This window comes from Catelliglobosispora koreensis DSM 44566 (genome assembly GCF_000379685.1).
Classification (GTDB): Bacteria; Actinomycetota; Actinomycetes; order Mycobacteriales; family Micromonosporaceae; genus Catelliglobosispora; species Catelliglobosispora koreensis.
Genome location: NZ_KB903292.1, coordinates 290,874 through 316,955, shown reverse-complemented (window position 1 = coordinate 316,955; position 26,082 = coordinate 290,874). Strand labels below are relative to the sequence as shown.

Annotated in this window: 29 protein-coding genes; 23 read left to right on the top strand and 6 right to left on the bottom strand. The window is 64.4% G+C overall.

Features of this window, described 5'->3' with window-relative positions:
• Nucleotides 1-105 precede the first annotated feature (105 nt).
• Nucleotides 106-729, top strand: coding sequence for a cholesterol catabolism transcriptional regulator KstR (gene kstR, locus A3E1_RS0135675; protein ID WP_020525625.1), 624 nt, complete (start codon nucleotides 106-108; stop codon nucleotides 727-729).
• Nucleotides 730-735: 6 nt separating this feature from the next.
• On the opposite strand, the gene A3E1_RS0135670 is transcribed toward kstR, so the two are convergent.
• Complete coding sequence (locus tag A3E1_RS0135670) at nucleotides 736-1,167, bottom strand: type II toxin-antitoxin system Rv0910 family toxin (protein ID WP_020525624.1); 432 nt, start codon at nucleotides 1,165-1,167, stop codon at nucleotides 736-738.
• A gap of 161 nt (nucleotides 1,168-1,328) precedes the next feature.
• Between A3E1_RS0135670 and A3E1_RS0135665 the strand changes: the two genes are divergently transcribed.
• The 9 genes from A3E1_RS0135665 (at nucleotide 1,329) to A3E1_RS0135625 (ending at nucleotide 10,084) form a co-directional block, all read left to right on the top strand.
• Nucleotides 1,329-2,657: an ABC transporter substrate-binding protein gene (locus A3E1_RS0135665; protein ID WP_020525623.1), complete on the top strand. Its 1,329-nt coding sequence runs from the start codon at nucleotides 1,329-1,331 to the stop codon at nucleotides 2,655-2,657.
• Nucleotides 2,658-2,662: 5 nt separating this feature from the next.
• The gene (locus A3E1_RS0135660) at nucleotides 2,663-4,666 is read left to right on the top strand and encodes a branched-chain amino acid ABC transporter permease (RefSeq protein WP_020525622.1); all 2,004 of its coding nucleotides are present in this window, start codon (nucleotides 2,663-2,665) and stop codon (nucleotides 4,664-4,666) included.
• Nucleotides 4,667-4,835: 169 nt separating this feature from the next.
• Nucleotides 4,836-5,576 (top strand): ABC transporter ATP-binding protein, encoded by a 741-nt coding sequence (locus A3E1_RS0135655; RefSeq protein WP_020525621.1) that lies wholly within the window; start codon nucleotides 4,836-4,838, stop codon nucleotides 5,574-5,576.
• The gene (locus A3E1_RS0135650; RefSeq protein WP_020525620.1) at nucleotides 5,566-6,276 is read left to right on the top strand and encodes an ABC transporter ATP-binding protein; all 711 of its coding nucleotides are present in this window, start codon (nucleotides 5,566-5,568) and stop codon (nucleotides 6,274-6,276) included. Before A3E1_RS0135655 ends, A3E1_RS0135650 begins: the two co-directional genes overlap by 11 nt.
• The gene (locus A3E1_RS0135645; protein ID WP_020525619.1) at nucleotides 6,273-7,607 is read left to right on the top strand and encodes a choice-of-anchor P family protein; all 1,335 of its coding nucleotides are present in this window, start codon (nucleotides 6,273-6,275) and stop codon (nucleotides 7,605-7,607) included. Before A3E1_RS0135650 ends, A3E1_RS0135645 begins: the two co-directional genes overlap by 4 nt.
• Entirely contained in the window at nucleotides 7,608-7,952 is a 345-nt protein-coding gene (locus A3E1_RS0135640; protein ID WP_020525618.1) for a hypothetical protein, read from the top strand.
• A 68-nt stretch (nucleotides 7,953-8,020) separates the two neighbouring features.
• A complete protein-coding gene (locus A3E1_RS0135635) occupies nucleotides 8,021-9,109 on the top strand; it encodes a M24 family metallopeptidase (protein ID WP_020525617.1) in 1,089 nt (362 codons plus the stop codon).
• A gap of 10 nt (nucleotides 9,110-9,119) precedes the next feature.
• On the top strand, nucleotides 9,120-9,743 hold the full coding sequence (locus A3E1_RS0135630) for a nucleoside/nucleotide kinase family protein (RefSeq protein ID WP_026209149.1): 624 nt from the start codon (nucleotides 9,120-9,122) through the stop codon (nucleotides 9,741-9,743).
• Nucleotides 9,744-9,889: 146 nt separating this feature from the next.
• Nucleotides 9,890-10,084: a hypothetical protein gene (locus A3E1_RS0135625; protein WP_020525615.1), complete on the top strand. Its 195-nt coding sequence runs from the start codon at nucleotides 9,890-9,892 to the stop codon at nucleotides 10,082-10,084.
• Here the strand turns inward: A3E1_RS0135625 and A3E1_RS0135620 are convergent.
• Nucleotides 10,081-10,719, bottom strand: a complete 639-nt coding sequence (locus A3E1_RS0135620; protein WP_020525614.1) for a maleylpyruvate isomerase N-terminal domain-containing protein — start codon at nucleotides 10,717-10,719, stop codon at nucleotides 10,081-10,083. The genes A3E1_RS0135625 and A3E1_RS0135620 overlap by 4 nt on opposite strands.
• Nucleotides 10,720-10,783: 64 nt before the next feature.
• Between A3E1_RS0135620 and A3E1_RS0135615 the strand changes: the two genes are divergently transcribed.
• The 7 genes from A3E1_RS0135615 (at nucleotide 10,784) to A3E1_RS0135585 (ending at nucleotide 17,261) form a co-directional block, all read left to right on the top strand.
• A complete protein-coding gene (locus A3E1_RS0135615; protein ID WP_040392951.1) occupies nucleotides 10,784-12,988 on the top strand; it encodes a HelD family protein in 2,205 nt (734 codons plus the stop codon).
• Between the two features lie 58 nt (nucleotides 12,989-13,046).
• Nucleotides 13,047-13,457, top strand: a complete 411-nt coding sequence (locus A3E1_RS0135610) for an RlpA-like double-psi beta-barrel domain-containing protein (protein ID WP_020525612.1) — start codon at nucleotides 13,047-13,049, stop codon at nucleotides 13,455-13,457.
• Between the two features lie 10 nt (nucleotides 13,458-13,467).
• On the top strand, nucleotides 13,468-14,055 hold the full coding sequence (locus tag A3E1_RS0135605; protein ID WP_020525611.1) for a hypothetical protein: 588 nt from the start codon (nucleotides 13,468-13,470) through the stop codon (nucleotides 14,053-14,055).
• Nucleotide 14,056: 1 nt separating this feature from the next.
• A complete protein-coding gene (locus A3E1_RS0135600; RefSeq protein WP_020525610.1) occupies nucleotides 14,057-14,779 on the top strand; it encodes a MauE/DoxX family redox-associated membrane protein in 723 nt (240 codons plus the stop codon).
• 21 nt (nucleotides 14,780-14,800) lie between these two features.
• Nucleotides 14,801-15,442 (top strand): hypothetical protein, encoded by a 642-nt coding sequence (locus tag A3E1_RS0135595; RefSeq protein WP_020525609.1) that lies wholly within the window; start codon nucleotides 14,801-14,803, stop codon nucleotides 15,440-15,442.
• A gap of 69 nt (nucleotides 15,443-15,511) precedes the next feature.
• The gene (locus tag A3E1_RS0135590; RefSeq protein WP_040392779.1) at nucleotides 15,512-15,910 is read left to right on the top strand and encodes a hypothetical protein; all 399 of its coding nucleotides are present in this window, start codon (nucleotides 15,512-15,514) and stop codon (nucleotides 15,908-15,910) included.
• A gap of 1 nt (nucleotide 15,911) precedes the next feature.
• Complete coding sequence (locus tag A3E1_RS0135585) at nucleotides 15,912-17,261, top strand: glutathionylspermidine synthase family protein (RefSeq protein ID WP_020525607.1); 1,350 nt, start codon at nucleotides 15,912-15,914, stop codon at nucleotides 17,259-17,261.
• A gap of 20 nt (nucleotides 17,262-17,281) precedes the next feature.
• Here A3E1_RS0135585 and A3E1_RS0135580 read toward each other — a convergent pair whose 3' ends face one another.
• The 3 genes from A3E1_RS0135580 to A3E1_RS43865 are packed head-to-tail and all read right to left on the bottom strand — an operon-like array spanning nucleotide 17,282 to nucleotide 19,891.
• A complete protein-coding gene (locus tag A3E1_RS0135580; RefSeq protein WP_020525606.1) occupies nucleotides 17,282-18,382 on the bottom strand; it encodes a coiled-coil domain-containing protein in 1,101 nt (366 codons plus the stop codon).
• Nucleotides 18,383-18,386: 4 nt separating this feature from the next.
• Nucleotides 18,387-19,301: a DUF1295 domain-containing protein gene (locus A3E1_RS0135575; RefSeq protein ID WP_020525605.1), complete on the bottom strand. Its 915-nt coding sequence runs from the start codon at nucleotides 19,299-19,301 to the stop codon at nucleotides 18,387-18,389.
• A 17-nt stretch (nucleotides 19,302-19,318) separates the two neighbouring features.
• The gene (locus tag A3E1_RS43865) at nucleotides 19,319-19,891 is read right to left on the bottom strand and encodes a hypothetical protein (RefSeq protein ID WP_020525604.1); all 573 of its coding nucleotides are present in this window, start codon (nucleotides 19,889-19,891) and stop codon (nucleotides 19,319-19,321) included.
• A 161-nt stretch (nucleotides 19,892-20,052) separates the two neighbouring features.
• Here A3E1_RS43865 and A3E1_RS0135565 point away from each other — a divergent pair, with 161 nt between their 5' ends.
• The 3 genes from A3E1_RS0135565 to A3E1_RS0135555 are packed head-to-tail and all read left to right on the top strand — an operon-like array spanning nucleotide 20,053 to nucleotide 22,683.
• Nucleotides 20,053-20,928, top strand: coding sequence for a TIGR03619 family F420-dependent LLM class oxidoreductase (locus A3E1_RS0135565; RefSeq protein ID WP_020525603.1), 876 nt, complete (start codon nucleotides 20,053-20,055; stop codon nucleotides 20,926-20,928).
• Nucleotide 20,929: 1 nt separating this feature from the next.
• Entirely contained in the window at nucleotides 20,930-21,343 is a 414-nt protein-coding gene (locus tag A3E1_RS0135560; protein ID WP_020525602.1) for a nuclear transport factor 2 family protein, read from the top strand.
• A 59-nt stretch (nucleotides 21,344-21,402) separates the two neighbouring features.
• Nucleotides 21,403-22,683 (top strand): MGH1-like glycoside hydrolase domain-containing protein, encoded by a 1,281-nt coding sequence (locus tag A3E1_RS0135555; protein WP_020525601.1) that lies wholly within the window; start codon nucleotides 21,403-21,405, stop codon nucleotides 22,681-22,683.
• Between the two features lie 81 nt (nucleotides 22,684-22,764).
• Here the strand turns inward: A3E1_RS0135555 and A3E1_RS0135550 are convergent, their stop codons facing one another.
• A complete protein-coding gene (locus A3E1_RS0135550; protein WP_020525600.1) occupies nucleotides 22,765-23,526 on the bottom strand; it encodes an alpha/beta fold hydrolase in 762 nt (253 codons plus the stop codon).
• A 170-nt stretch (nucleotides 23,527-23,696) separates the two neighbouring features.
• Here A3E1_RS0135550 and A3E1_RS0135545 point away from each other — a divergent pair, with 170 nt between their 5' ends.
• From A3E1_RS0135545 to A3E1_RS0135535, 3 genes are all read left to right on the top strand, one after another.
• A complete protein-coding gene (locus A3E1_RS0135545) occupies nucleotides 23,697-24,524 on the top strand; it encodes an alpha/beta hydrolase family protein (RefSeq protein ID WP_245571545.1) in 828 nt (275 codons plus the stop codon).
• 135 nt (nucleotides 24,525-24,659) lie between these two features.
• On the top strand, nucleotides 24,660-25,400 hold the full coding sequence (locus tag A3E1_RS0135540; protein WP_020525598.1) for an ABC transporter ATP-binding protein: 741 nt from the start codon (nucleotides 24,660-24,662) through the stop codon (nucleotides 25,398-25,400).
• Nucleotides 25,397-26,077, top strand: coding sequence for an ABC transporter ATP-binding protein (locus A3E1_RS0135535; RefSeq protein WP_020525597.1), 681 nt, complete (start codon nucleotides 25,397-25,399; stop codon nucleotides 26,075-26,077). Before A3E1_RS0135540 ends, A3E1_RS0135535 begins: the two co-directional genes overlap by 4 nt.
• The last annotated feature ends 5 nt before the right edge of the window (nucleotides 26,078-26,082 follow it).

The following is a 26,082-nucleotide window of genomic DNA, read 5'->3' as shown; positions in this document are numbered from 1 at the left end:
ATTAGAACACGTTTCAGTATTTCGCCGCTAGCGGCCTGCGCATAGTTTAGAAACATTCGCTTGATACGCTAGCGATCGCACCGCTTGAATCACGAAAGGTCCTCGATGGCACCGCCAAGAACGCGTACCAACGGCAACACTGCCCTCAGCGCGCCGACCGATGCCGAGCTCGGGTCCGCGGCGCAACGTGAGCGTCGCAAAAGGATCCTCGATGCCACCCTCATGCTCGCCTCAAAAGGCGGCTATGACGCGGTGCAGATGCGCGCTGTCGCGGAAAAGGCTGATGTCGCCCTCGGGACGCTTTACCGCTATTTCCCGTCGAAGATCCACCTGCTCGTGTCGGGCCTGGCGCGTGAGTTCGAGCGCACGCAGGAGCGGATGGACCGCACGGTGGTGCCCGGCGATAGCCCCTACGAGCGCATGATCTTCGTGCTGGGCCGGATCACGCGGGCGATGCAACGTGACCCACAGCTGACCGAAGCCATGACACGCGCCTTCATGTTCGCTGACCCTTCGGCCGCGGCCGAAGTGAACACCGTCGCGCGCATGATGGAAGTGATGTTCACAAAGGCGATGCACGACGGGGAACCATCCGAAGACGACAAAGCCATCGCCCGGGTTATTGGCGATGTGTGGCTGTCCAATTTGGTCGCCTGGGTGACCAGGCGGGCGTCGGCTAACGATGTCGTGAACCACCTGGAGCTCGCCGCCCGCCTGCTCCTGAAATAAGGGCGCTTAGCCCAGCAAGTTTTTGAACTTCTCCAGCGACGCCTCAGCCGCGGCGCCGGCGTTCTTCTCCGCCATCTTGGCCATCGGGCCATTGAGGGCGGGGCCGTTGAACTCCATCTCAAAGGTGATGTTGGAGCCACCCTCGCCTGGCTCGATCAGGAAGCGGTTGATGGCCTTGATGCCCATCGGCCCGTCACCGGTGATCTCCAAGTGGCCGGGAGAGTTGGCGGTGGCGACCTTCCAGGCGATGTCGGCTGGCATGCCCATCATCTTGACGCGCTGCTTGTAGGCGGCGCCTTCTTCAAGCGTTCCCGGCACGTCGCCGGAGAACGCGTCGTGCATAGTGAGCCACTCGGCATAGCGCGGCAAGTCAACAGCAAGCTGCCACACCTGCTCAGGGCTGGCTGGTGAACTCGTGGACGCACTAACTTTCGGCATCACGTACCTCCTCGTACTTACGACTTCGTGGGCGCAACGGTATTAGAACCTGTTTTACTTTTCTAGACCCTCGCACCTCAAAGGCAAGTCTTGTTCATCAAACTGAAACCTGTTCTACTGTCCGAGTGCGAGTGTGTCTTGCGTTACTTTTATGTCTCGCCATGACCTCCGCTTGCGGCTCGGCCTTGAGCAAGGAGCAGCGAGACCAGGTACTTGGCGGTACCAACGGTGCCGGAGCTGGATCAGGTTCCGGTGCGACGGGCGGCACCGCGGGTGAAGGCGGAACCGACGGCGGAAGCACGGGCGGGTCCTCTGGCGGCGGCTCTTCAGGGGGCACTGCCCCGGTCGCGTGCAGCGGCACCGGTGGGGCGACCGACACGGGTGTCACCGCGAACTCCATCAAGATTGCCAACGTCTCGGATACCAGCGGTCCGGTGTCGGGACTTTTCGAAGCCGCGCAACAGGCCACCAAGGCATACGTCGCCTACGTCAACAGCACGGGTGGTGTCTGTGGGCGCAAGCTTGAGCTGCTCGCCCTCGACTCCCGCACCGACAGCCGCGGCGAGCAGGAAGGCACCGCTCAGGCGTGCAACCAAGCCTTCGCGATGGTCGGCTCGATGTCGGCCTACGACCAGGGCGGCGCGCAACAGGCCGCTAGCTGTGGCATCCCGGACATTAGGGCGGCGAGCGTCACCTCGCAACGGCAGAACGTCGCGAACTCCTTCGGCGTTAACTCGACCCGCATGACGCACCAGCCCACGGCTCCGCCGGACTACTTCAAGAGCAAGTATGGCGGCGCCACAACCAAGGCGGCCTTCCTTTATCTGAACGCCGAAGTGACCAAGCAGAACGCCGAAAGCTTCATGAAGGCCTACTCCGGCCGCGGCTTCAACTGGATCTACACGCAGTCGATCGACATCGCCGACTTCAACTATTCGCCCTACGTGGTGCAGATGAAGGAGAAGGGCGTCCAATACGTACAGTGGCTCGGCTCCGGGCAGCACGGCGCCCGGCTGCTGCAAGCCATGAAGCAGCAGGGCTACACGCCGCAGGCCTTCGTCATGGACGCCACGGGCTACGACGCCAACTTCGTCAAGTCAGCCGGTGCCGCCGCCGAAGGAGTGACCGTCTTCATCAACACCTCGCTGGTGGAAGAGGGCGGTAGCAATAAGGAACAGCAGCTCTATCGCCAGTGGCTCGCCCGGGTCGCCCCGAACGCACGGCCGGACTACTTCGGCTTCTTCGCATGGGGCGCCGCCAAGCTGTTTGTGCAGCAGGTAGCGAAAGCGGGGCCAAACCTGAAACGTTCCGCCATCATCGACGGATTAAAGAGCGTGCGCGACTATACGGCTGACGGATTGTTCGCGGCGCAGGACGTGGGCGGTAAACGGCCCTCCAAGTGCTGGGCGTTCATCAAGCTGCAAGGCGGCAAGTGGGTGCGCGAGGCGCCCGGCTCCGGATACAAGTGCGGCGACGTCGTGGGGGTCTGACGAAGATGCTGTCCGCGTTCCTGACCTTCACCGTGCTCGGGCTCGTCACCGGTGCCGGATATGCCGTCGCCGCAAGCGGTTTGGTGCTCACCTACAGCACGACCCGGGTATTCAACGTCGGTCACGGCGCGGTCGCGATGCTGATGGCCTTCCTCTACTGGGAACTCAGCGTCCACTTAGAACTGCCCGTTTGGCTAGCTCTTCTGCTCACGGTGGGAGTCGCGGCCCCGGTGCTCGGATGGCTGGCCGAACGGGTCATGATGCGCCACCTCAGCGACGCTCCGGTGAGCACCACGCTGGTCGTGACCGTTGGCCTGCTCGTGCTGCTGATCGGTGCGGCACAAGCGATCTGGCCGCCGACGGCCCGTCCGGTGCAGCCGTTCTTCAACGGGGACGGATTTCCGGTGGGGTCCGCCTTCGTGAGCTATCACGACCTCATGACGGTCATCGCGGCGGTCGTTGTGGCAGCGGCGCTCTACGCGTTGCTGACCTTCACCCGCATCGGCATCGCCATGCGCGCGACAGTCGACAACCGCGGCTTGCTTCAGCTTTACGGCGCCCGGCCATCACTGCTGTCGACCCTGAGCTGGGCCATCGGTTCGGCTCTGGCCGCTCTCGCCGGGATCTTGCTGACGCCGGTGGTGCAGCTTTCGTATTTCGACCTGACGCTGCTGGTCATCAGCTCCTACGCCGCCGCCGTGTTCGGGCGGCTCAAGAGTCTGCCGTGGACATTCATCGGCGCTCTGCTCCTGGGGCTGTGCCAGTCCTACGCCGTGGGTTACCTGCCGCCTAGCGAGCTGCTCAGCGGAGTACGGGCCGCGATTCCCGCGCTCTTCCTGTTCGCGGCACTTCTGCTAGCGCCGCAAGCTCAGCTGCGCATTGGCCAGATCAAAGGCATCGCGGGGGTACGCGTACCAAGCGTCCGCAAAGCCCTGATAAGTGGCGCCGGGCTGATCGCTGGCACCGCCGTTCTCGCGTTCGTCATGGCACCGCAGCACACCGACCGGATGGCGCTCGGGTTCATCCTCGGCATCGTCATGCTGTCGCTCGTGCCGCTGACGGGCTATGGCGGCTACGTGTCGCTGACCCAGTTCACGTTCGTCGGCATTGGAGCGATCGTCGTCGCCCGGCTCGACAGTCCGTCCCCGCTGACGTTGCTGGCAGGCGCCGCGGCGGCCGCTGTGGTGGGCGTCCTGGTGGCGTTGCCAGCGCTGCGGTTGCAGGGTCTCTACCTTGCCCTGTCCACGCTGGCCTTCGGCCTGCTGATGGACAAACTCGTCTTCCAGGCGGACTTCGCCTTTGGTTTCAACGGAAGTCTCGAAGTGCCCCGGCTCGCGTTGCCGGGCCTCACTTTGGACACTCCCGCTTCCTACGCCATCTTGTCGGTTGTGGTCTTCACGCTGGTGGGCTTTGGCGTGCTGGCGTTGCGGCGCAGCCGTTACGGGCGCATCCTGCTCGCGATGCGCGACAGCCCGGCCGGCTGCGCGACCCTCGGGCTTAATCTGCGCTGGACCCGCGTGCGGTTGTTCGGCCTGTCGGCCGGCATCGCCGGCCTGGCTGGTGGCCTGCTCGGCGGGCTCAACCAGTCGGTCTCGGCGACAGAGTTCCAGCTTTTCAACAGCTTGCCGTTGCTCTTGCTCGCGGTCGTCGCCGGTGTCACATCGGTCTCCGGCGCGGCGATCGGCGGCATGACGCTGATGCTGCTTCCGGTCGTGGCCGGGGAGTTCGAAGCATTGGGCGGCTTGATGTTCCTGTTAATCGGCGTCGCCGCGCTCGGCCTGGGCCGTGACCCCAACGGTGTCGCGAGCCGCCTGTTCACCCTCGGGCGCTGGCGTCCCTCAGCGAAGGTGACCGTCCCGTTTAGACGGCCCGCTCCCGCTTATGCGACCGGCACCGCGGCGGTCCGCGACGTGCCCGTCTCCGAGGCTCCCGTCTCCAGCGTGCCAGTTTCCGCGACGCCCGGGTCTCCAGCCGCCGAGGTCCGCGCTTCCAGGGAGGGCAAGTGGTGACACACGTTTCGCCGTCGTCCACGATCGCCGCGCTCCGTACGGGCGGGGCTCACCGTTCGCCATCGCCCACGAGCGCGCCGCGAAACTGCGGCGAAGGCGCTTGGTTGGGCGCCAAGGTTCGTGCGTCTTCACGAAAGTCGCGAAACCGCGGTGAAGGGGGGCGGTTGTGATGCTGCTGCAGGCGCACGATGTGACGGTCCGGTTTGGGGGCGTCACGGCCGTGCAGAACGCTTCGCTCGACGTCAGCGCCGGGCAGATCACCGGGCTGATCGGCCCGAACGGAGCGGGCAAGACGACGTTTTTCAATGTGCTCACGGGGCTGCAGAAGCCGACGGATGGGTCTGTCTATTTCGACGGCGAGGACATCACCGGCAAGCCAACGCACGAGCGGGCTCGCCGCGGGATCGCACGAACGTTTCAGCGGCTGGAAGCCTTTGGCTCGCTGTCGGTCTGGGAAAACGTGCTCGTCGCCGCTGAGATCCACCGTCAGCACGCGCAACGCATCAAGCGCGGCACCGGATCGCCTTCACAGGTCGCCGAGCGGCTGATCGAACGCGTCGGGCTGCAACGCTATGCCGACCGTCAAGCCGACACCATCCCGACCGGCATCGCCCGTTTGCTGGAGCTGGCTCGCGCCCTCGCGTGCGACCCACGGCTGCTCCTGCTCGATGAACCGTCCTCGGGACTTAGCACCACCGAGACCGAGGATTTTGGTGACCTGCTTGAGGAACTCGCCGACGAAGGACGGGCCGTGCTGATCGTCGAGCACGACATGGAACTCATCATGCGGGTCTGCGACCACTTGCACGTCCTCGATTTCGGCCAGGTCATCGCCTCGGGCAGTCCGGCCGAAGTCCGGGCCAGTGACCGGGTGCAAGCCGCTTACCTGGGACAGTCCTATGCGCAATGATCCCATTCTCGAATTGCTGGACGTGCACGCGGCGTACGGCCGGATCGAAGTGCTCCATGGCGTGGACTTGACGGTCCCGCGTGGCTCTGTGATGGCTCTGCTCGGGCCCAACGGAGCCGGCAAGTCCACGTTGCTGAAAGTCGTGAGTGGACAGTTGCGCGCCACGAGCGGTCATGTGCACTTGGGCGGAACACACGTCAACGACGCCAGTCCCGATGCTCTTGCCCGCGCTGGCCTGTGCACTATCCCGGAAGGACGCTCTGTCTTTCCCAACCTGACCGTCACCGAGAACCTTCGGCTGGCCGCCTACGGCGGCGTGCCCGCCGCACACGTCTATGACGTCGCGTTCAGCCGGTTTCCCCGGTTAGGCGAACGCTCGAACCAGCTCGCCGGATCACTTTCCGGTGGGGAACAGCAAATGCTCGCGATGGCCCGCGCCTTGGCCACCAATCCGGCCCTGCTTCTAGTGGACGAGTTGTCCATGGGCCTCGCGCCACTGATCGTCAAAGAACTCTACGAAGTCGTCGCGGCACTGGCTGAAGAAGGCGTCAGTGTCCTCGTGGTGGAACAGTTCGCCGACGCCGCCCTGGCCGTCGCCGACCGCGCCGCCGTTCTCGTGCACGGCAAGGTGGTCGCCACCGGTGGACCGGACGAGATCGCCGCCGACCTAACTCATCTTTACCTCGGAGGTGCGCCGTGAAGCTCGCCCGGACAGTGGTCGCTCTTGCCGTCGCCAGCCCGTTTTTCGTTCTGCCCGCTCCAGCACAGGCTGTGGAGCTCGGTGGCTATGAGCTGAAAGCGGAAGCGGCGCCTATCGCCATGCATATCTACGAGAAGCTGATCCCGATCCCGGCGGAACCACAACTCGAAGTGGACATGTCGTTCTCGCGGGCCAACTTCTCGACCGGGCCTACGGGACGGTCGGTGTCGAGCCTCTTCTGGCTTGGCGATGCTGTCGGCTATGGGCTCCCTGAGCTTCTCAAGAACCCGGACGCCAAGTACCCCATCAAAGTGGACGCCGCGCACCCGTCTGGCCCTAAGGATGGCAAGCAAGAGCTTGTCCCCGGCACCGGAATGGTTTCGCACGCCGATGAGAAAGGCACCATCGCCACCTCGTCGATCGCCAAGCCTCAGCTGCCGCTGACTCCCCCGGCCGGAATCCCCATCCCGCCCATGCTGATCGCCGTCGAGGCGTTCTCGTCGGAGAGCAAGACCGTCGTCACGGCGGACAAGGTGACCTCTTCGGCCTACGCCACGGCTGGCTCGATCTCGCTGCTCGGTGGGCTCGTGCAGATCCACGGACTGCGGAGCGAGTGCACCGCGACGAGCGATGGCTCGAAGGGCACCGCCTCAGGCAAGTACAGCTGGGGCTCGATAACCGTTGCGGGACAGACGTTCGCGGCGACCGACGCGGGCGTGCAATCGCCCCTGGGCGTCACGCCGTTGCCGAAGATGCCCGACAGTGTCGTACGCCGCCTAGCCGACTTTGGCCTCACGATCACGCCACCGACGGTCGAGCAGAAGGTCGAAGGTGCCGCCGCCAAGGTGCTCAGCCGCGGCATGACCATCACGCTCGACACGTCGGTCATGAAGAGCAAGCTGAGCCTGAGCTGGCTGCTTGACCCGCTCATGGCATTGCTGCCAAAGGAACTGCGCAACCAGGTCACGCCCTGGCTGGATCTCGCGCCAAAATTCGTCTTCATGCTCGGGACCTCCGCTGTCGAGGCGACCGCCGTTCCCGCGTTCACTGACACGCCCATCGCGCCGCCCGCCGACACCGGCTCGGGCAGCAGCGGCGGCAGTTCTGGCGGTGGCGGCGATATCACCCCGGCACCCACCGGCGAACCCGTGCCGGTCGCTAGCGCCGGCTGGCCTGTCTTCCCCGGCGTCCCGTTCTGGCTCGTGCTCGTCGGGCTCGCTATGGCAGCCGCCGTGGCCGGTGGCTTGAAGAAGTTCGCCGCGCTCATGTTCGGCGCTGGTGGCTGTGACCTTGGCGCGGCCAACGGTGTGCCCAACCTCAGGGAGCAATAGATGTCACGTGAACAACGGTTCCAGCAGATCCTGACGATAGTCGGCGGATTCCTTATGCCGCTTGGGCTCGCGGTGATCGGCATCGGCTGGTATGGCACCGCGCACACCGGTTACGTCTTCGAGCAGATTCCCTACATGGTCTCCGGCGGCCTGCTCGGTCTTGGCCTGACGTTCTCCGGCGCGCTGATCTTCTTCAGTTCCTGGCTCGCCCGCTTGGTGCAACTCCAGCGTGAGCAAGCCGCTTTGACCGCCCAGCTGATCAAACAACTGTCCACAACGGACAGTTCCGCCGCACCCATCCGGCGCGACACCGAGATCCTGCCCATCCGGGAACGCGTTCGCTAACGTCAATCGCGGGCTCAAACGCCGGACTTCCCGGATGAGCCCGCGCTTGAAGCGGTAGGTTGGAGGCCGTGGCACACATTGAGCGCGCTCAAGCGGCTGCGGCGGCTGCTGGCATCGATGCCCTTCTGATCTCGCCTGGGCCGGATCTGCGTTACCTCACCGGCTATGACGCCCTGCCCTTGGAGCGGCTGACGTGTTTGGTGCTGCCCGCTCATGGTGAGCCGTTCATGGTGGTGCCGTTGCTGGAAAAGCCTGCGGCACAGGCCTCCGCGGTCGGAACGCTCGGCATCGAGCTGGTCGCGTGGCAGGAGACCGAGGACCCCTACCTGCTGCTGGCGGGACGTCTGCCGGCCGGGCTGATCCGGGTGGCGGTCGACAATCACATGTGGGCCGAGAAGGTGCTTGCCTTCCAGGACGCGTTGCCCGGAGCACGGCAAGTGCTGGCCGGGCCGGTGCTCAGTGAACTGCGTATGCGCAAGACGCCGGAGGAAGCCGCCTCGCTGAAGGCCGCCGGCGCCGCGATCGACCGGGTGCACCACCAGATGGCTGACTGGCTGCGCCCTGGCCGGACGGAACGTGAAGTGGGCAAGGACATCGCGGACGCGATCATCCAATCAGGACACTCACGGGCCGATTTCGTCATCGTCGCGTCCGGGCCGAATGGCGCCAGTCCACACCACGAAGTCTCCGAGCGCGTCATCGAAGCGGGCGATCCGGTCGTGGTCGACATCGGCGGGACCATGCCCGACGGCTACTGCTCGGACTCCACCCGCACCTACAGCGTGGGCGAGCCGCCCGCCGAGTTCGCGACCTATTACGACGTGCTCCTGCGGGCCCAGATGGCGCAAACCGAGGCGGCCCGGCCGGGGATCACCGCCGCCGAACTGGACGCTGTCGGGCGGGACATCATCGCCGCGGCCGGATATGGCGAATTCTTCATTCACCGCACCGGTCATGGGATCGGGCTGGAGACGCACGAAGAGCCCTACATCGTGTCCAGCTCGAGCCGCGTTTTGGAGCCGGGCATGGCGTTTTCCATCGAGCCCGGGATCTATCTGCCCGGCAAGCACGGTGCGCGCATCGAAGACATCGTCATCTGCACCGAGGACGGTTCCGAGCGGGTAAACCAGACGCCACGGGAACTGCGCGTTATCTAGGCTGGCCGTCGTGCGCGTAAAGCCGATGAGCCAGGACGCCGTGACCGCCATGATCGTGAGCCGGATCCTTGAGCTGCCGGCACCCTGGACTCGGGTGGCGCTCGATGGCGCGCCCGCCGCCGCACCGGACACCTGGGCCGAATCGCTCGCCGCCGCGATCCGCGAGACGGGCCGCACCGCTTTGCACGTCAGGACCGCCGACTTCCTGCGGCCAGCGTCGCTGCGCCTGGAATTCGGGCGGTCCAACCCGGACTCCTACTACGACGGCTGGTTTGACCTCAAGGCGCTAACGCGCGAAGTGCTAGAGCCACTGGCTCCCGGTGGCAGCGGCCGTGTGCTGCCAACGTTTTGGGACCCCATTAAAGACCGCAACACCCGCAGTGGGTACGCCGAACTGCCGGCCGGAAGCGTGCTCGTGCTCAGCGGCCCACTGTTACTCGGGGCCAGACTGCCCTTCGACCTTGAAGTGCACTTGGAAATGTCGGCGCCAGCGCTGGCCCGGCGCACCCCGCCGGAAGACTCGTGGACACTGCCGGCGTTCGCGCGCTACGCCGAGGAAGTGGGGCCAGCTTCGTTCGCCGACGTTGTCATCAGGGTGAATGATCCAGCTCATCCCGCCTTGGTCATTAGGTGAAACCCTAGCGATCACGCGCGAGGGTGTGCGAGATTGGGCATGTCCGGCAGACGGGAGAAAATTCCGGGCGAAGGCTTGCCTGAGCGAGTCAGCAGTTCAGGTTCGCTAGTGCCTCATGACGCCGGCGACCGAAGGGAGACGACGGCATGAGCGATCTCACCCCGAACAGCCCCCTCGACACTCCACATCCGATGGTCTTTCGCACTGGTTCAGATCAGCCGTGGGATCCAGAAGACCTCGCTATGGCCAAGGGGCTGGACCCCACTCCGAAAAATGTCGAGCGCGCCCGGCGCGAGCTCGCGGAGCTCGGGCCGAAGGCGATCGAAATAACGGTGCCCTAAAAAGCGGTAATGGTTGACGGTGCGCGTTCGGCCCTGGTCAGGGCGCGCAACACTGCCGCTTGCCCGTGGCGCGCCACCGACAGCTTGGTTAGCAACGACAGCACCGGATCGAGCACATTGGACGGCAGATCCGGCGTCTCCAGCCGCACACTGCACGCGAGATCGTCAGAGTGGACAGCGATCTCCATCATTCGTGTGATCAAAAAGTCATCGAGGGTCAGCGCCCAAGGGCCGGCTGGCACGGGTGCGGTCCGCTCCACGGGCTGCTGTGGCAACAGCTCCGTTACCGTCGCCAAGGCTTGGGCCATGTCGGAACGCAGCTGCTCCGGGCCTTCGTGAGCCCGGTCCTCACCGTTCTTGCGGATCTTCACGTTCACTTCGGCGTCAAGGTCAGCACCGACCCAGGCCGCGCGCTCGTAGTGTCCTGTGATCGGAATCGCCTCAGTCTCCGGCTGTTCCCGCGTCAGCGCGAACTGCACCGAGAACAGCTGCCCTCCAAGATGGGACGCGAGACCGCCCACCGTGAATCCTTCGAGCGCACTGGGCTTATCCCAGGCCGAAGCCACCGCATCATTGTTGATCAGGTTCACCGCTGCCTGCGCTGCGGTCAGGTACGCATCTCTGATCGGCGTCATGGCCGCCACGGTAGCGGCTAAACTGGTCAGCTTGCGGGTTGGGCGGCGCGAACTGGGGTGGGCTTTGCCGAGCGACAACATCAGCCAGGAACAAGAGATCATTTCTGGGCTCTATGAACGGCTGGACACGTTACGGGATCAAGCGGCGCAACGGCTGGACGAGACCATGCAAGGTGGTCCCGGAGGGACCCATCAGGCCCGTTCTGAGCGCGACTCCGCGGTCAGCCAGCTGCGCCAGCAAATCCGCCAGTGGGACGCCGCCGAGCACGGGTTGTGCTTTGGCCGCATCGACTTCGACGCCTCGGGCGACGACCGCCTGCACATCGGCCGGATCGGGCTGTTCGACGACGACTATGAGCCCCTGCTCATCGACTGGCGAGCCCCAGCGGCCAGGCCTTTTTATCTCGCCACCGCGGCGGCACCCGGCCCGGTCCGGCGGCGCCGCCACATCCGCACGAGACTGCGCGAAGTCACGGGCGTCGATGAGGAGATCCTTGACCTGAGCGCGGTTCAGGACGCCAGTGATCAGGGTCTGGTCGGCGAGGCGGCCCTTCTGGGCGCGCTGAACGCCAACCGCACGGGCCATATGAAGGACATCGTCGAGACCATCCAGGCCGAGCAGGACCGCATCATTCGCGCTCCGCTCAGTGGAGTGCTCGTGGTGCAGGGCGGTCCGGGCACCGGAAAGACCGCGGTGGCGTTGCACCGCGCGGCCTATCTGCTCTACACCCACCGTGAGTCGCTGACGCGCCAAGGGGTGCTGATCCTCGGTCCAAACGAGACGTTCCTGCGTTACATCTCGCAGGTGCTGCCGGGGCTAGGGGAAACCAGCGTGCTGCTGTGCACCCTCGGCGACCTCTTTCCTGGTTTGCGGGCGCGGCGCGAAGAATCCGCCGAGCTGGCCCGGTTCAAGGGCAGCCTGGAAATGCTGGCCATCCTGCGCGAGGCGATCGCGGCCCGTCAGCAGGTGCCCCCGGCCGACGTCGAGGTTCTGTTGTCTGACACTCACGAGGGCCTGGGCTATCAGCGCGAGAAGGTCGCCATCGACCGCGAGACGATCGGCCGCGCGATCGGCATCGCCCGCCAGAGCGGAAAGCCACACAACCTCGCCCGGCCGTTCTTCACCGAAGAAATCATCGCGACCTTGGCGAGGCAAATCGCTGAGCTGCAAGGGTTTGACCCGTTCGCCGGAGAAGCGCTCGGCGGTGATGACGCCCCGGGCGAAGGGACGCTCCTGCTCGATGACAACGATGTCGCGGAAATCCGCCGCGAGCTTCGCGAGGACACCGAGCTGGCCGCCGCGATGGATGAGCTGTGGCCCAAGCTCACGCCACAACGCTTCCTGGCGGAGTTCTACGCCACGACCGACATCGAGGCACTGCGGCGGGAACCAGGCGACTGGTCGCCCGCAGACGTCCCCCTGCTCGACGAGGCGGCCGAGCTGCTGGGCGAGGACGAGGAAGAGGCCCGTGCCCTGACGGCCCGGCTACGGCGCCAGATCGCTTACGCCGAGGGTGTGCTCGACATTTCCGCCGGGTCCGTCTCCACCGACGTCGAGGTCGGCGAAGAGGCCGAAGTCCTTGTGGCCACTGACATTCTGAGCGCCAGTGAGCTAGCCGAACGTCAGGTCGTCACCGAAGACCTGACCGCCTCCCAACGGGCCGCCACGGATCGCAAGTGGACCTTCGGGCACGTGATTATCGATGAGGCACAAGAACTCTCGCCGATGGCGTGGCGTTTGCTCATGCGCCGCACACCGAGCCGGTCGATGACTGTCGCCGGTGACGTGGCCCAGACCGGTGACCTGGGCGGAGCCCGCAGCTGGGGCGAGGTGTTCGAGCCGTTCGTCGCGCAACGCTGGCGCCTAGCCGAACTGACCGTCAACTACCGCACTCCCGCTGAAATCATGGAGCTCGCCGCCGAGGTGCTGGCCGAGATCGATCCGTCGCTTCGTCCTCCAGATTCGGTGCGGGCTTCGGGAGTACCCCCAAGAGAGATCTTTGGAAGAAAGCTTCAGGACGTCATCGCGGAAGAGGCCGCACTCGGCGGGAAGATCGGAGTGATTGTGCCGCAAGCGAAAGCGGCCGAGCGCTCGGCTGACCTGGACAGCCAGGTCGCCATTTTGACGGTCCGCGAGGCCAAAGGTCTGGAGTTCGATTCCGTCATCGTGGTTGACCCTGATGCCATTAAATCCGAGTCGCCACGAGGGCGAAACGACCTCTACGTCGCACTTACGCGAGCTACCCAACGGTTGACCTTGCTCCGGTGAAAATTTTCTTCAATCGATATATTGACGTAACTAGTTTTTATGTCTGACGATTGAAGGCATGACCATTGTCGGTGAAATGTCATGGTTCTGCTGCGGAAGTGCCTGGGGCCCTTGTGGTTCCACCGGGCGCGGCGCATGCGGCACTTGCAACTCCGGGTCGCGCCAGCACGCCTGGCCCAACGCCTCCCAGGCGTGCTACGACATCACGCGCCCGGATCTGTGCGGCATCAGCGGGATGTCGCGCCGTGGCTGCGGATTCCAGCACCGCACCACCAACCTCTGCAACGGCTCCTCGGTCGTCACCTCGATAGCTGACTGCGGGCCACGGACAAAGAGCTTCTGCGGCGAGCAAAGCTGCTGTGGCGCCAACTGCGGCCGTCATCGCATCGTCGACCTGACGCCCTCGGCCTACAGCGTGATCGCCAGCCTCTCCACCGGACTGCGCCCAGCGCGCGTCACCCTCCCCTAAGGCGGCTGAGATGACAACAACTTTGGACCGCCGTCAGGTGCTCACCGCGGCCGCACTCACCGGCGCGACTGCGTTTGGGTCACTGGCTCCCGAAGATGCGTTGGCGGCACCGGCTTTCGATGTCGCCCCCGGCGCACCCGACCCGAATTTCGCCGAAGGCCGCATCAAGAGCATTGAGGGCAGCAAGCTTTTCGTGTCGGGTTCGGACGGTGTGTTTCACCGGATTCAGGTCACCGAAGGAACCAGCATCTGGAAGCTGACCCCGGTCGACTTCAGCAAAGTCGCCTTAGGCGATGGCCTTTACGCCCGTGGTGTGCGCATGCCGGATGGCTTGCTCGCCGCGGAATCCGTCTGGGTGAACATCGTGAACCTCGAAGTGCACATCAGTTCCATCAGCCACAACGTGCTGCACATGGAACACTTTGGCAGCAAGATTGTCGGTCACGTGCGGCCGGGCATCACGGCCTCGGTCTACAACGGGACGCCAGCGGTCAGTGACATGTCGCTGTTGAAGGTCGGCAAGCACGTCAAGGTGATCGGTGCCTGGCGGCCAGACACCAACGAAATCGACATCGCGACCGTCTACGCGGCGGTCTGACATGCTCACCGCCTCGACACTGTTCGTCGGCGCCGCGCTGCTTTGGGCGGGGGTCTTCAAGGCCTTCGCCCGGTCAGCCCCGGTCGCCGCCGTCCAATCTGGACTGCCCGTCTGGTTCTACCGAACGGTTGGCGCCGTTGAGCTAGCGGCTGCTTTCGCTGTCTTCATCGTGCCCATCGTGGCTGTGCCGCTGGCGCTTGGCTTCCTTGTGTTTCTGGGCTACCGCAAGGTGACCCGTCCCGAATCATCGTGCGGCTGCACGAGTGCGCAGCCTTCCCCCATTGGCGTGCGCCACTTCGCCAGGGCCGGTCTCCTGCTCGCCGCGGCTGTTCATGCCGTGATTGCCGGGCCAGTGCCGCTGCTGACCGCTGTGGTCGTGTCAGCGCTCGAACTGCTGGTTTTCGCTTTGGTGTCACCAGATCTGGACCGCTGGTGGCTGTATCCCTTGCGCCGTCTCAAGGTTAAGCTCACGCATCCGCTCGCGGACACAGCGACGGGCGACATCCCGTTGCTGGCGACCGTGCAGCAACTCCAGCGCAGTGAGGCCTTCCGCCGCGTCGGCGGGCTGCTGCGCTCAGACGTGGTCGAAAGCTGGGACGAGGGCGAGTGGCGCATCCTTCGTTACACCATCGGGCACGAGGGCAAGCTCGCTGACGCGGTCTTCGCCGTCCCCCGGCTGACCGATGAACCCGACCGCATAAAACTCGCGATCGTCGCGCGCTGAAAGATGGCAGAATGCCGCCCCGTGGGCAATTCGGTGACGTGGCGGGTGTTCAGCTCGCCCGAGGTGGGTCTCGCGTGGGCGGCGGCCTCAGCGCTGCTTGAGCGCCACCGCACGGGATGCTGCCCGTCGCACCTGGATTTCTACGCTCAAGGCCTGTCCACGGCTACTGATCTGGATCGGTTCCTGGCCATCCCCGGAGCGAGCGCCAGCTTCGACGTGCCGCTGGAGCAGTGGCCAGCGATCGCCGCGTCCGTCAACGACCTTCGGCGCGACCGCGACTGGGCGACGTACTACCGCGACTCCGGAAAGATCCACCTCAACCTTGACCTCACTCCCGCCCTAGTCTCAGCGTTCCGCAGCCTGCCCAACTTCGTGGCCGACATCTCCACGCCCTACCTCGACATCAGCAACGCGAATGCGGAGTTGTTCCTCTCTGTCGTCGAAGACGCGCAGGCAGAGCTGGCTTGGCGACTGTGCTGGCCGCGCGAACATGATCGCGGCGGGCTGCAACTCGCCTTGAACGGCTACCCCATTTGGGGTAACGAGGGATTTCCTGGGCATAGTGTATTTCTGCACTACCATGGCGGTAAGCCGGAGGAAGCGGCCGAGCTGGCCAGGTCAGCGGGGTTCGCGGACCTCGACGGACCGGGAAGTGGCTGGTAGCGACCCCTTGCGCTGGTGTGCGACAGTGGCCGTCAAGCGGAAACTTGACAGTTGAGAAGGCTGGTCAGCATGCATGGGGGTCGACTCAGAACAGGCCGGGTGATGTTGAGTGCGTTCTTCCTGGGCCTGGCTGCCTCGGGAACGAGCGCGTGCTCGTCGTCCGGGGACGACTCCGATACGCCGCCAACCTTCTACTGCACTGACGCTAACGAGGTCATTGTCGACGAGGACAAGTGTGACAACGACCGCAGCGGCCTCTACTTCCTCGCCTTCGCTCCCTTCTTCGTCAAGGGCCTCAAGCCCGGCACGCGCCTGCCCTCCGGGGGCAGCCGGTTCGCCGCCTCGGACACCGCGGCACGGGCCTCCTGGGGACTGCCCACCACCGGGCGCATCAGCAACGGGACGACGGTGAAATCTGGTGTGATCGGCACGAGCGGTTCAGGCACCGGGACCACGTCGGGCTCCTGACGTGCGCCGCATCGCCAATGGCATGATCCGCCCGAGCTGGGAGGAAACCAACCGCTCACTGGGCCTCGTCTACGGACAGGACTACTGGCGCGAAGGGCCGTTCTACGACTTCGAACTCGACGAGATTCTCGTGCTGGAACAGGCCGCCACAACCCTGCATCGCATGTGCGTCGTGGCCGGAGATCACATGGCCCGGCAGTGCCCGCGCAGCAGCCGCGACGTTCGTCATCGGTCCTATCTGGAGCAGGTCTGCACGCCGGAGGACTGTCTGCTGACCCGCATCGGGATACCGGAATACGCGCACGAGCAGATCATCCGGACCTGGCACGACAACAGTCCCGAGGCTTGGCAGCACGGCGACAAGGATTTGTTCGGCACGCATGCCTATGCGGCACAAGGGACCGACTACTCCCCGAGCGTCTACGGCCGCTTCGACCTTTGGTACGGCGGACGTGGTACGACGCCGAAGTTGCTGGAATACAACGCCCAGACGCCCACCTCCCTCCTGGAAGCCGCTGTCGTGCAGTGGCAATGGATGGAGCAGACGATGCAGACCTGGCACCCTGAGCGGCAGTGGTCGAGCATGCACGACCGGCTGATCGCGGCCTGGCAACGCAATATGGCTGAGCTACGGGCTGCCCGCCCTTGGCTGCCGGAAAAGCCGGTCATTCACTTCGCCTATGACGGCCGGGAGTCCTCGGGCGAGGACCTAATGACCGCGGGTTATCTCATGGAAACCGCGCATCAGGCAGGCTTTCCCACCGAACTCATGACGGTTGCCGACGTTGGCGTCGATCAGGCCGATGGCAGCATTCGCTTCAACGGCAAGAGCATTGACGTCATCTTCATGCTCTACCCGTGGGAATGGGTGTGGCACGAGGAAGGCGGCAAACCCATCTTCCTAAATATGGCCGATCCCACGAAACGCGGCACTGTCTGGATCGAACCGCCATGGACGGCCCTGTGGTCGGGCAAGGCACTGCTCGCGGTTCTGTGGGAGTTGTTTCCTGGCAACGATTTGCTGCTGCCAGCCTACTTCGAGCACAACAAGCCAGCCTCGATGACTTCCTTTGCCCGCAAGCCTCTGTGGTCTCGTGAGGGCGCCAACGTGTCGCTTGTCCGCAATGGACAGACGGTCGCTCACAATGAGGGCGCCTATGGCAGCGAAGGGTTCATTTACCAAGAGCTAAAGGAACTGCCTGAGTTTGACGGGAATCATCCAGTGCTCGGCGTCTGGATGATCGACGGTGAGCCCGCGGGACTGGGGATCCGGGAAGGCGGCCTCATCACGGGCAACGGTTCCTTCTTCGTGCCGCACACCATCGGATCGTATAAAGGCGGCTCCCTGTAACGGGAACCGCCTTCATGACGTCAGTAGATGGACAAGTGCACGTGGTTCGTATGGTCCCCGGCGGGATCATCACCACATCTTGACCCGGACGAGTTGTACTTTCGCCAGCCTGTGGCCGGATGCCAAATCGTGCAGTACCACACGACATACATCACGCCGAAGGCCTTGTTGTTCTTGACGTAGTAGGACGCGAGCCGGTCGCCATAGACCTTCTCAGCGCCGGTCGCCGTGCCCCGGAACGTGGATTCCGCCGACGCCCAGTCGCAGGCCCGGCCCTTCGGGTGCTCATATTGATCACCCGGCCGGTAGCACGACACATAGCGGCCGAATCCGTCTGCCTGGGTTTCCAGCAAGGCGTGCTTCGTGCGGGGCGTTAGGCATCCGCTGGTGGTCGGGTCGTCCTCAGAGCACGACTGCGATGGGAAGCTGCCATCGGGGTTACGCGGAGAGGGTGTGGCGTCCGGTAGTGACGCGTGGTCGACGTCAACGCGGGTCGGCGTGCCGCCGACAGCGGCGAGAGCCCGCTCGGCGACCTGCTTGCGTACCCGCATTTCTTCGACTTCTTTGTTCTGCTTGTCGATCTCCTCTTGGATGCCATCTGAGGCGACCATGAGGAGGGTCTGTGCCTGCGTGTACTTGTCGAGCGCGGTGATGTCACGCTGGGTCAGCCGGTCAAAAGCGACCATCCGGTCAAGCAGCTCGTCTTGCGAACGGGAGCTGAGCATCAAGCCCAGGGGGCTCAGGCGGCCCATCGTGTAGGCCTGAGCCGCGTACTTCCGTACCGAGCCTTGCACGGCGGCGATTTCCGCCTGCGCCTGCTTCTGCTTCTGCTCGTACTCAGCTTGGCGCTCCTTGGACTTATCAAGCCGCGCTTCAGCCTGGATGTATCCGGCCGCGGCGGATTCGAGATTGGCCCGGAGCGTATTCAGCGTCTGGTTGCTGCCGTGGTTGGGAACCGGCTCAGCCGACGCGGGGGTCGCCAGGCCGAGGACCACAGACACCACAGCTAGCAAGGCTGTGGCCACCATGAACCGCCGGTGGCGAGGGAACACCGAAGGGGTCACGGTCGGCCACATTACCGCACGGAATCGCCGCAGCTCCAGCTCACCTTGCGTGCGCACCTGGCTACTTCCTTCCCAAACGCCACGGCACCAGCACCGGAACCGCCTTCTGATAGGCCGCGTAAGCGGGCCGGCGGCTAAGCGAACGACGTTCCATAAGCGGGATGCTCACGCCGAGGAACAGCCCCACCATGGCGAGCGGTCCGATCACGGTCCACCACCAGTTGGGTGCGGCTGCCAGGCCAAACAGCCACATGCCCCACCAAAAGCCTATTTCGCCCAGATAGTTGGGATGCCTCGAATGCTTCCACAGTCCAATGTCGACAGTCTTGCCCCGGTTGGCGGGATCGCTGGTGAAGCGGCGCAACTGAATGTCGGACAAGGCTTCGATGCCGATGAAGCCCGCGGTTACCAGAATCGCCGCTATATCAATCAGCCCAAACGGCTTGCTACCTGTGATAGCGGGCCAAACGGGCAGCATGCCCAGGAAGACCACGAGCGTCGGCACGAGCTGGATGCCGGTGAAGCTGACGAGCCACCAAGGCAGCCGCCCTCCGGACTCGTTGCGGATCTGAACGTAACGCCAGTCTTCGTGACCAAATCCGGTCCAGCCGATCGCCCAGTTCGCGGTAAGCCGCACTGCCCACACCGTCATCAGTACGAGCAGGCAGACCTGCCGCAGCGCGACGCCGTCTGATGTGGACAGCAGCCACGCGACCGCGATGAGGGGCGGGGCGAGGCTCCAATATGGATCGTAGAGACTCGAATTGGCGAGCAGCATCGACAGCGCGAAGATGACGACAGTCGCCACGATGTCGGCCCAGAACAGTGCCCCGATGGGGTGCCAGGACTTCAGCGCGATGACGACAGCCCAGCCCGCGAGCGCGGCGAGAACGTAAGCGGCGGTCACGACGCCAAACGCTTTGGGCCGCGAAAGCTGTGCCCAGTGACGGCCTATCCGGTAGGGAACCTCAGCCATCGGGTCACCGTAAGGCCTCAGCCCTTGTAGCGGAAGGTCTTGCGCGCCGGGACGGCCGATGGGCCCACGGATGGGGCCGGTTCAGCGCTCGGTCCGGGATTCGCCGACGGCGATGGGCTCGGTGTCACAGCCGGGCTCGGTGTCGCCGACGGTGCGGGCGCAGGCTCACAGCCGCCGCAGTTGTAATAGAGGATGTCCCAATGATCACCCTCGTCGGTGTAGATGTTCCCGGCCGGTGATTTGTACTGGTGTCCCCAGCCCACATGACCCAGGTAGCGGAATCCATTTCGGATATAGGCGTCAACGCAGCCGCCCCGGCTGATGTCGATTTTCCAGCCATCCCAATGCGTGTACATTCCGCCGCTGCCGTGGCCAGTCTCCGTGCCACCGGTGACGTTCACGGGGCACCCGCTTGCCGTCTTCAAGGTGATGATGCCATCGATGGTGTCCTGCCGGATGCCTTCGAAAGACGTGCAGTTGGGGTTGTTACGGTCGTCGCAGTTTCCGCTCGATGACCAGGTGAGCCCGGCTGCGGTGATCATGTCGACAGCGCTGCCGTGACTGAGCTGAAGAGCCGCTGCTAATGCCATCGCCGCTGCCGCCCTAAAGATCACTCAGCTAGCTGACCCCAGAAAGCAGGTGGAATCAAGGCGTGACACGCGATATTAGAACACGTTACAGTTTTGCCCATGAAGTTAACCGGAGCTTCGCCCTCACTGCCGCCCCACCACGCCGGTAAGTGGGGTCCGCGATGAAGTTCACGCTCGGAATCGCGCTGAACCCGCTCGAGCAGATCGTCGAGCTGGCCCAAACGGCCGAGGAGTGCGGTTTCGCCTCCATCGCCTTGCCGGATTCCATCTTCTTCGCCGAAGAAGTGGCCAACCCCTATCCGTACACTCCGGACGGCAGCCGCTTCTGGACCAAAGACACCCACTGGCCCGACCCGATGGTCGCCGCCGCCGTGATGGGTGCCACCACCTCGACGATCCGCTATTACACGCAGGTGCTCAAGCTCGGTCCGCGTAACCCTGTGCTGCTGGCACGGCAGGTGGGATCGCTGGCCTACCTCACCAACAACCGGTTTGGGCTTGGGGTCGGTCTCGGGTGGACACCGGAGGAGTTCGAGTGGTGCGGGGCGCCGTTCAAGAACAAGGGTGCCCGTGCCGATGAGTCGATCGACATCCTCAAACTGATTCTCGGTGGCGGAATGGTGGAGTACCACGGGAAGCACTTTGACTTTAATAATCTGCAGATGAGCCCGGCGCCGACGGAGCCTGTGCCTATTTACGTTGGCGGGCATACCGAAGCGGGGCTGCGCCGTGCGGCACGCGTTGGCGACGGCTGGTCGTCAGCGATGATGAAGTTCCGCGATCTGACCGCGACTATCGCCCGCCTGGGCGAACTGCGCGAAGAATACGGTCGCTCCCACCTGCCGTTTGAGATCCAGGCCGTGTGCATTGACCGGTTTGGCGTTGACGGCTACAAGCAGCAGGCCGAAGCGGGCGTCACCGACGCGATCGTGGTGCCCTGGCTGTTCTACGGCGCGGGTTTCGACGCCGATGTGCAAGTGAAGAAGGACGGTCTGCGGCGCTTCGCCGACGAAATCATTTCCAAAATGGAGAACTGACATGAGTGACGAACACCCGGCGCGCGCGGCTTCCAAACGCTCCATGGACGCCGTAACCCGTGGCGCGAAAGAGGAATGGCTCTCCTTGTTCGCCGAGGACGCCGTCGTTGAGGACCCGGTCGGCCCATCGATGTTCGACCCCGACGGCAAAGGCCACCACGGCAAGGAAGCCATCGCCGCCTTCTGGGACAACGCCATCGCTCAGGCCGAAGGATTCGAATTCCAGATCGCGGACTCGTTCGCGGCCGGCAGCGAGGTCGCCAACGTCGGCACCATCGTCGCCTTCATGCCCGGCGGCATGCGCGTGGATACCGAGGGCGTCTTCGTCTACCGCGTCGGCGACGACGGTCTGATCAAGTCCCTGCGGGCGATGTGGGAAATGGAACGCGCCTTCGCCACCCTGCGCCCCAGATAGCGCAGGAACTGGCCGCGGAGCTGGAGCGACTGGTGGCCGCGCGCCGCTAAGCTGCAGGGATGGCGGAGTTTCGCAGTGGGGACTTAGCGTATGACGCTGCCTACGCGAAAGCGGCGGCGGATGTGGCGGGCAATGTCGTCAATGGACGGTTCGTCGCGGGGAAACGGTGGAACACCATCTGGACCCGCGACAGTTCCTACGCGTTTGACCTCGGAGTCGCTTTCAGCCACCCGGCCGAGGCACGCGCGACACTGGAAGCGCTCGCGCCGCAAGGGTTTTGGCGACAGGACCCGTGCCGTCACTTCGGGGGCTGGCCGAATCTGACCGACTCGATCGTTGGCACCGTGGGGGCTTGGGCGGTTTACCTCGCCAACGGCGACGAAGAGTTTCTGCGATGGAGCTTCAACGTCAGCCGGCTCACGCTAGAGCGGGCCGAGCACGAGGCTTGGGATGCCGAGACGGGCCTGTTTCGCGGGTGCTCCAGTTTCATGGAATCCAACAGCGGCTACCCGTTTCGCTTTCACCACAACGGGACCAAGGTCGGCCGCACCAAAGCGCTGAGCACCAACGTTTTGTACTACCGGGGCTACCTGCTCGCGGCCCGCATGGGCGCGCTGCTCGGTGCTGACGTGAGTTCCTTCTACGCCAAGGCAAACGAGCTTCGCGACAAAATCAACGAACATCTGTGGGTACCAGATAAGCAGCTCTACGCCTATTTCGAGTATGAGCACGGGACGAAGTCCAGTCGCATGGAGGGCCTAGGCGAATCGCTGGCGGTGCTGTGGGGTGTCGCCGATGATGATCAGGCCGAAGGAATCCTCAGCCAAGCACACGTCACCAAACACGGCATCCCCTGCCTGTGGCCGCCTTATGCGTTGTGGCGCCTGACGTGGAATGACGCCCACTACTACCACAACGGCATGGTGTGGCCTTTCGTTCAGGGCTACTGGGCGCTGGCCGCCGCGTCGCAAGGAAGGTCCGATCTCCTGAGCGCCGAGTTGACGAAGCTGGCCGATCTGGCCGGGCGGGACGGTTCGTTTCATGAGTTCTACCGTCCTGTGAGCGGCCGGCCCGACGGGTCAGCACGCCAGTTGTGGAGCGCCGCCGGGTATCAGGCGATGGTCCACTTCGGACTGTTCGGCATCCAAGCGAGCGAAGAGGGCCTGAAGATCCGCCCTCTTGTCCCAGAAGGGTTCCGCGAGCTGACTCTAACCGGCTTCCGTTATCGGGACATGACCCTCGATATCCACGTGACCGGCACAGGCCAAGCCGCGGACACCATCCTCCTGCCCACAGACCTGACCGGACACCAGAGCGTCGACGTCACGCTGGGAACCTGACGGCATCCGCGCCGGTCGGGCGAGGTCACGCTGAGACTGACGGCAGGCGCCGCAGGAAGCCATGCCCCGCCAAAGGCCGGGTCACGCCAGGAATTTGACGATCGCGGAAGCGAAGTCGGGATTGCGGACGGCGGTGAGGTGGTCGCCGGAAAGCACGCGCCAGCGGGCGCCCGTGATCGCGTCAGCGAGCACTTCGGGACGGGTGGCCAAGTGGTCGTCCACGCCGGCGAGCACGAGCGTGGGAGCGGTGATGCGGTCGAGGGCGATAGGACTACGGTGTGACGCGAGCACTTGGGCAGCAAGGGCTTGACGGTCCGCTCCGGCGGCGTCGGCGAAGGCACGAAACGCCATGACCTGCGGATCGTCAATGGACGCGACATCTTGCGCCTGTAGACCGTCCACCAGCGCCCGGCCCGGCAGCGCGCGCGAGTCGAGACCACCGAGTTCCACCGCGCTGGAGCCAATGCCACCCGCGACAAGACGCCGGACCCGCTTGTCACTGATCGCGACAAGCAGCGCCACGATGCCACCCATCGAGTAGCCCACGAGGTCGATCTGCTCCGCGCCAATCACTCCGAGCAAAGTGGACACGTCTTCGGCCATCCGGTGTTCACCGTAGAAGGCCGGATCGTGCGGCTTGTCCGAGGCGCCGTGCCCACGGGAGTCGATGGCGAACACGTGCCGTCCCGCCTCGGTTAGCGCGGCCACGACACCGGGCAGCTCCCAGTTGGACAGCGCGCTCGCGCTGAACCCGTGATGCAGCACGACTGGGACGCCGGATCCGGGTGAGCCCCACTCGTAATAGGCGAGGTTCAGGCCATCGGCACTGGTGAACGTCTTCATGCCTGGTGAGTTTGGTGCTCCGGCGACCGTGCTCGCATCGGTGAAATGACCGGTGATTTCGCCGATGCAGGCTCACGGCGTACCCGTAAAAAATGGCGCTTATCAATCCCCGAGAGCAGGGAGGCAAGGACGTGCGAACGTCACGCACCGCCAAAGCTGTCGTGGCAACAATGGCAGCGGTGGCACTCTCGATCATCGTCCCCCAGGCCGCGCAAGCGGCAGACAACCCGTACGAGCGGGGCCCGGACCCGACGAACGCGATTCTGGAAGCATCCCGGGGTCCATTCGCGACGTCTTCGGTCTCCGTCTCATCCCTCGTTAGTGGCTTCGGCGGCGGGGTCATCTATTACCCCACTGACACGAGCCAAGGCACCTTTGGCGCGATCGCGATCTCGCCCGGCTTCACCGCCCGGTGGTCAAGCATCGACTGGCTGGGCCCGCGCATCGCCTCGCACGGTTTCGTGGTCATCGGCATCGAGACCAACTCGGTCTATGACCAGCCCAGCAGCCGGGGCACGCAGCTCCTGGCGGCGCTGGACTATCTGACGCAGAGCAGCTCGGTCCGCTCCCGGATCGACAACACGCGGCTTGCCGTGGCCGGTCACTCGATGGGTGGCGGCGGCAGTCTCGAAGCGGCCAGCGACCGCCCGTCGCTTCAGGCCGCGATTCCGATCGCACCGTGGAACTCCGACAAGACCTGGTCGGAGCTGCGGACGCCCACCCTCATCATCGGTGGCGAAAGCGACTCCATCGCTCCCGTGAGCTCGCACTCGGTTCCGTTCTACAACAGCATTCCCAGCTCGGCCGAGAAGGCCTACCTGGAGCTGAACGCGGCAAGCCATTTCTTCCCGCAGTCCGTCAACACGCCCACCGGCAAGATGATGGTCGCCTGGCTCAAGCGATTTGTCGACAACGACACACGCTATGAGCAGTTCCTTTGCCCAGGCCCGAGCGGTAGCGCGATCGAGGAGTATCGCAACACCTGCCCGAACTCCTAAAGCTCAGGCCAACGAGGGCGGCAGCATCGTGGCTGCCGCCCTTTCGGCATCACGAATGCATATTTCTTCAGGATGAACCCCTTGACGTTGTGGAAAAAAACATGCACTCTCCGTGTCAATAGTTTGGAGGTGGGGATGGAGCTGCACGGCATCGGAGTGCGGTTTGGCGGCCTGGTGGCGCTGGAGGACGTCACGCTGACGGCCACTCGCGGGCATGTTCTGGGGATCATCGGGCCTAACGGTGCGGGCAAGACCACGCTCTTCAACGTCTTATGTGGACTGATCGCGCCCTCAAGCGGGAGCATGACCCTCGACGGGAAGCCGCTAAAACCCAAGCCGCATCAGCTAACGCGGCTCGGCGTCGCCCGCACGCTGCAAGGGGTCGGGCTGTTTCCCGGCATGACAGCGTTAGAAAACGTCATGGCCGGCGCGACGGGCAGCGCTGGGTTTCTGTCCGCATTGCTGGGGTTACCCTCATCCGCCCGCAGCGAACGCGTGTTGCGCGAGTCAGCACGTGCCCGGCTGGATGAGTTCGGCATCGCCGCCTACGAAAAAGCTTACCCGGCAACGCTTCCCTATGCGGTAGGCAAGAAGGTCGCGCTCGCCCGGGCACTCGTGACCCGGCCCCGTTACCTGCTGCTCGACGAACCGGCTGGCGGTCTGTCCGAAGAGGAGATCGCGGAACTGGCGACGCTGATCCGCACTCTGCGCGGGACGTGCACGGTGCTTCTCGTCGAACATCACATGGATCTCGTAATGGAGGTCTGCGACGAAGTCACCGTGCTGGACTTCGGCCGTGTGATCGCTTCTGGTGCGCCCCAAGAGATTCGCGACAATCCGGCCGTCGCTGACGCCTATCTGGGGGTGGCGGCGTGATTCTTCAGCTCGAAGGGCTGACCGCTGGCTATGGCGCGGCACCCGTGCTGCGGGACATCCATCTTGAGGTGCCCCAGGGTTCCATCGTGACCGTGCTCGGGCCCAACGGAGCCGGCAAGACGACGCTGTTGCGCACGATCGCGGGACTCCTTAAGCCCACGACAGGCCGAATCCTGTTTGACGGCGACGACTTGCGTGGGGTTCGGGTGGAGCATCTGGTACGCCGTGGGCTCGCCCTCGTCCCCGAAGGCCGCGGTGTCATCACCGAACTGACCGTCGAGGAGAACCTGCGGCTCGGCGGACTGTGGCGAAAGGACAGTGCCGCCACGATGAGCGAGGTCTACGAGCTGTTCGAGCCGCTGGCACGCCGTAACAAAAGCATGGGGCATCAACTTTCCGGCGGTGAACGGCAGATGCTCGCGATCGGCCGGGCGCTGATGGCACGGCCACGGCTGCTGTTGCTCGACGAACCGTCGCTTGGCCTCGCGCCCAAGGTAACGGCGCAAATCATGAGCCTGCTTCGCCAGCTGCGCGACAACGACGGGCTGTCCGTCCTGCTCGTCGAGCAGAACGCCCGCAGCGCTTTGTCGATCGCCGACGCGGCGGTGGCGATGTCGCTCGGCAGGCTGGCCGAAACCAGCTCCGGCGACATGCGTGCCGCCTACCTCGGGTCCTGAAAGGA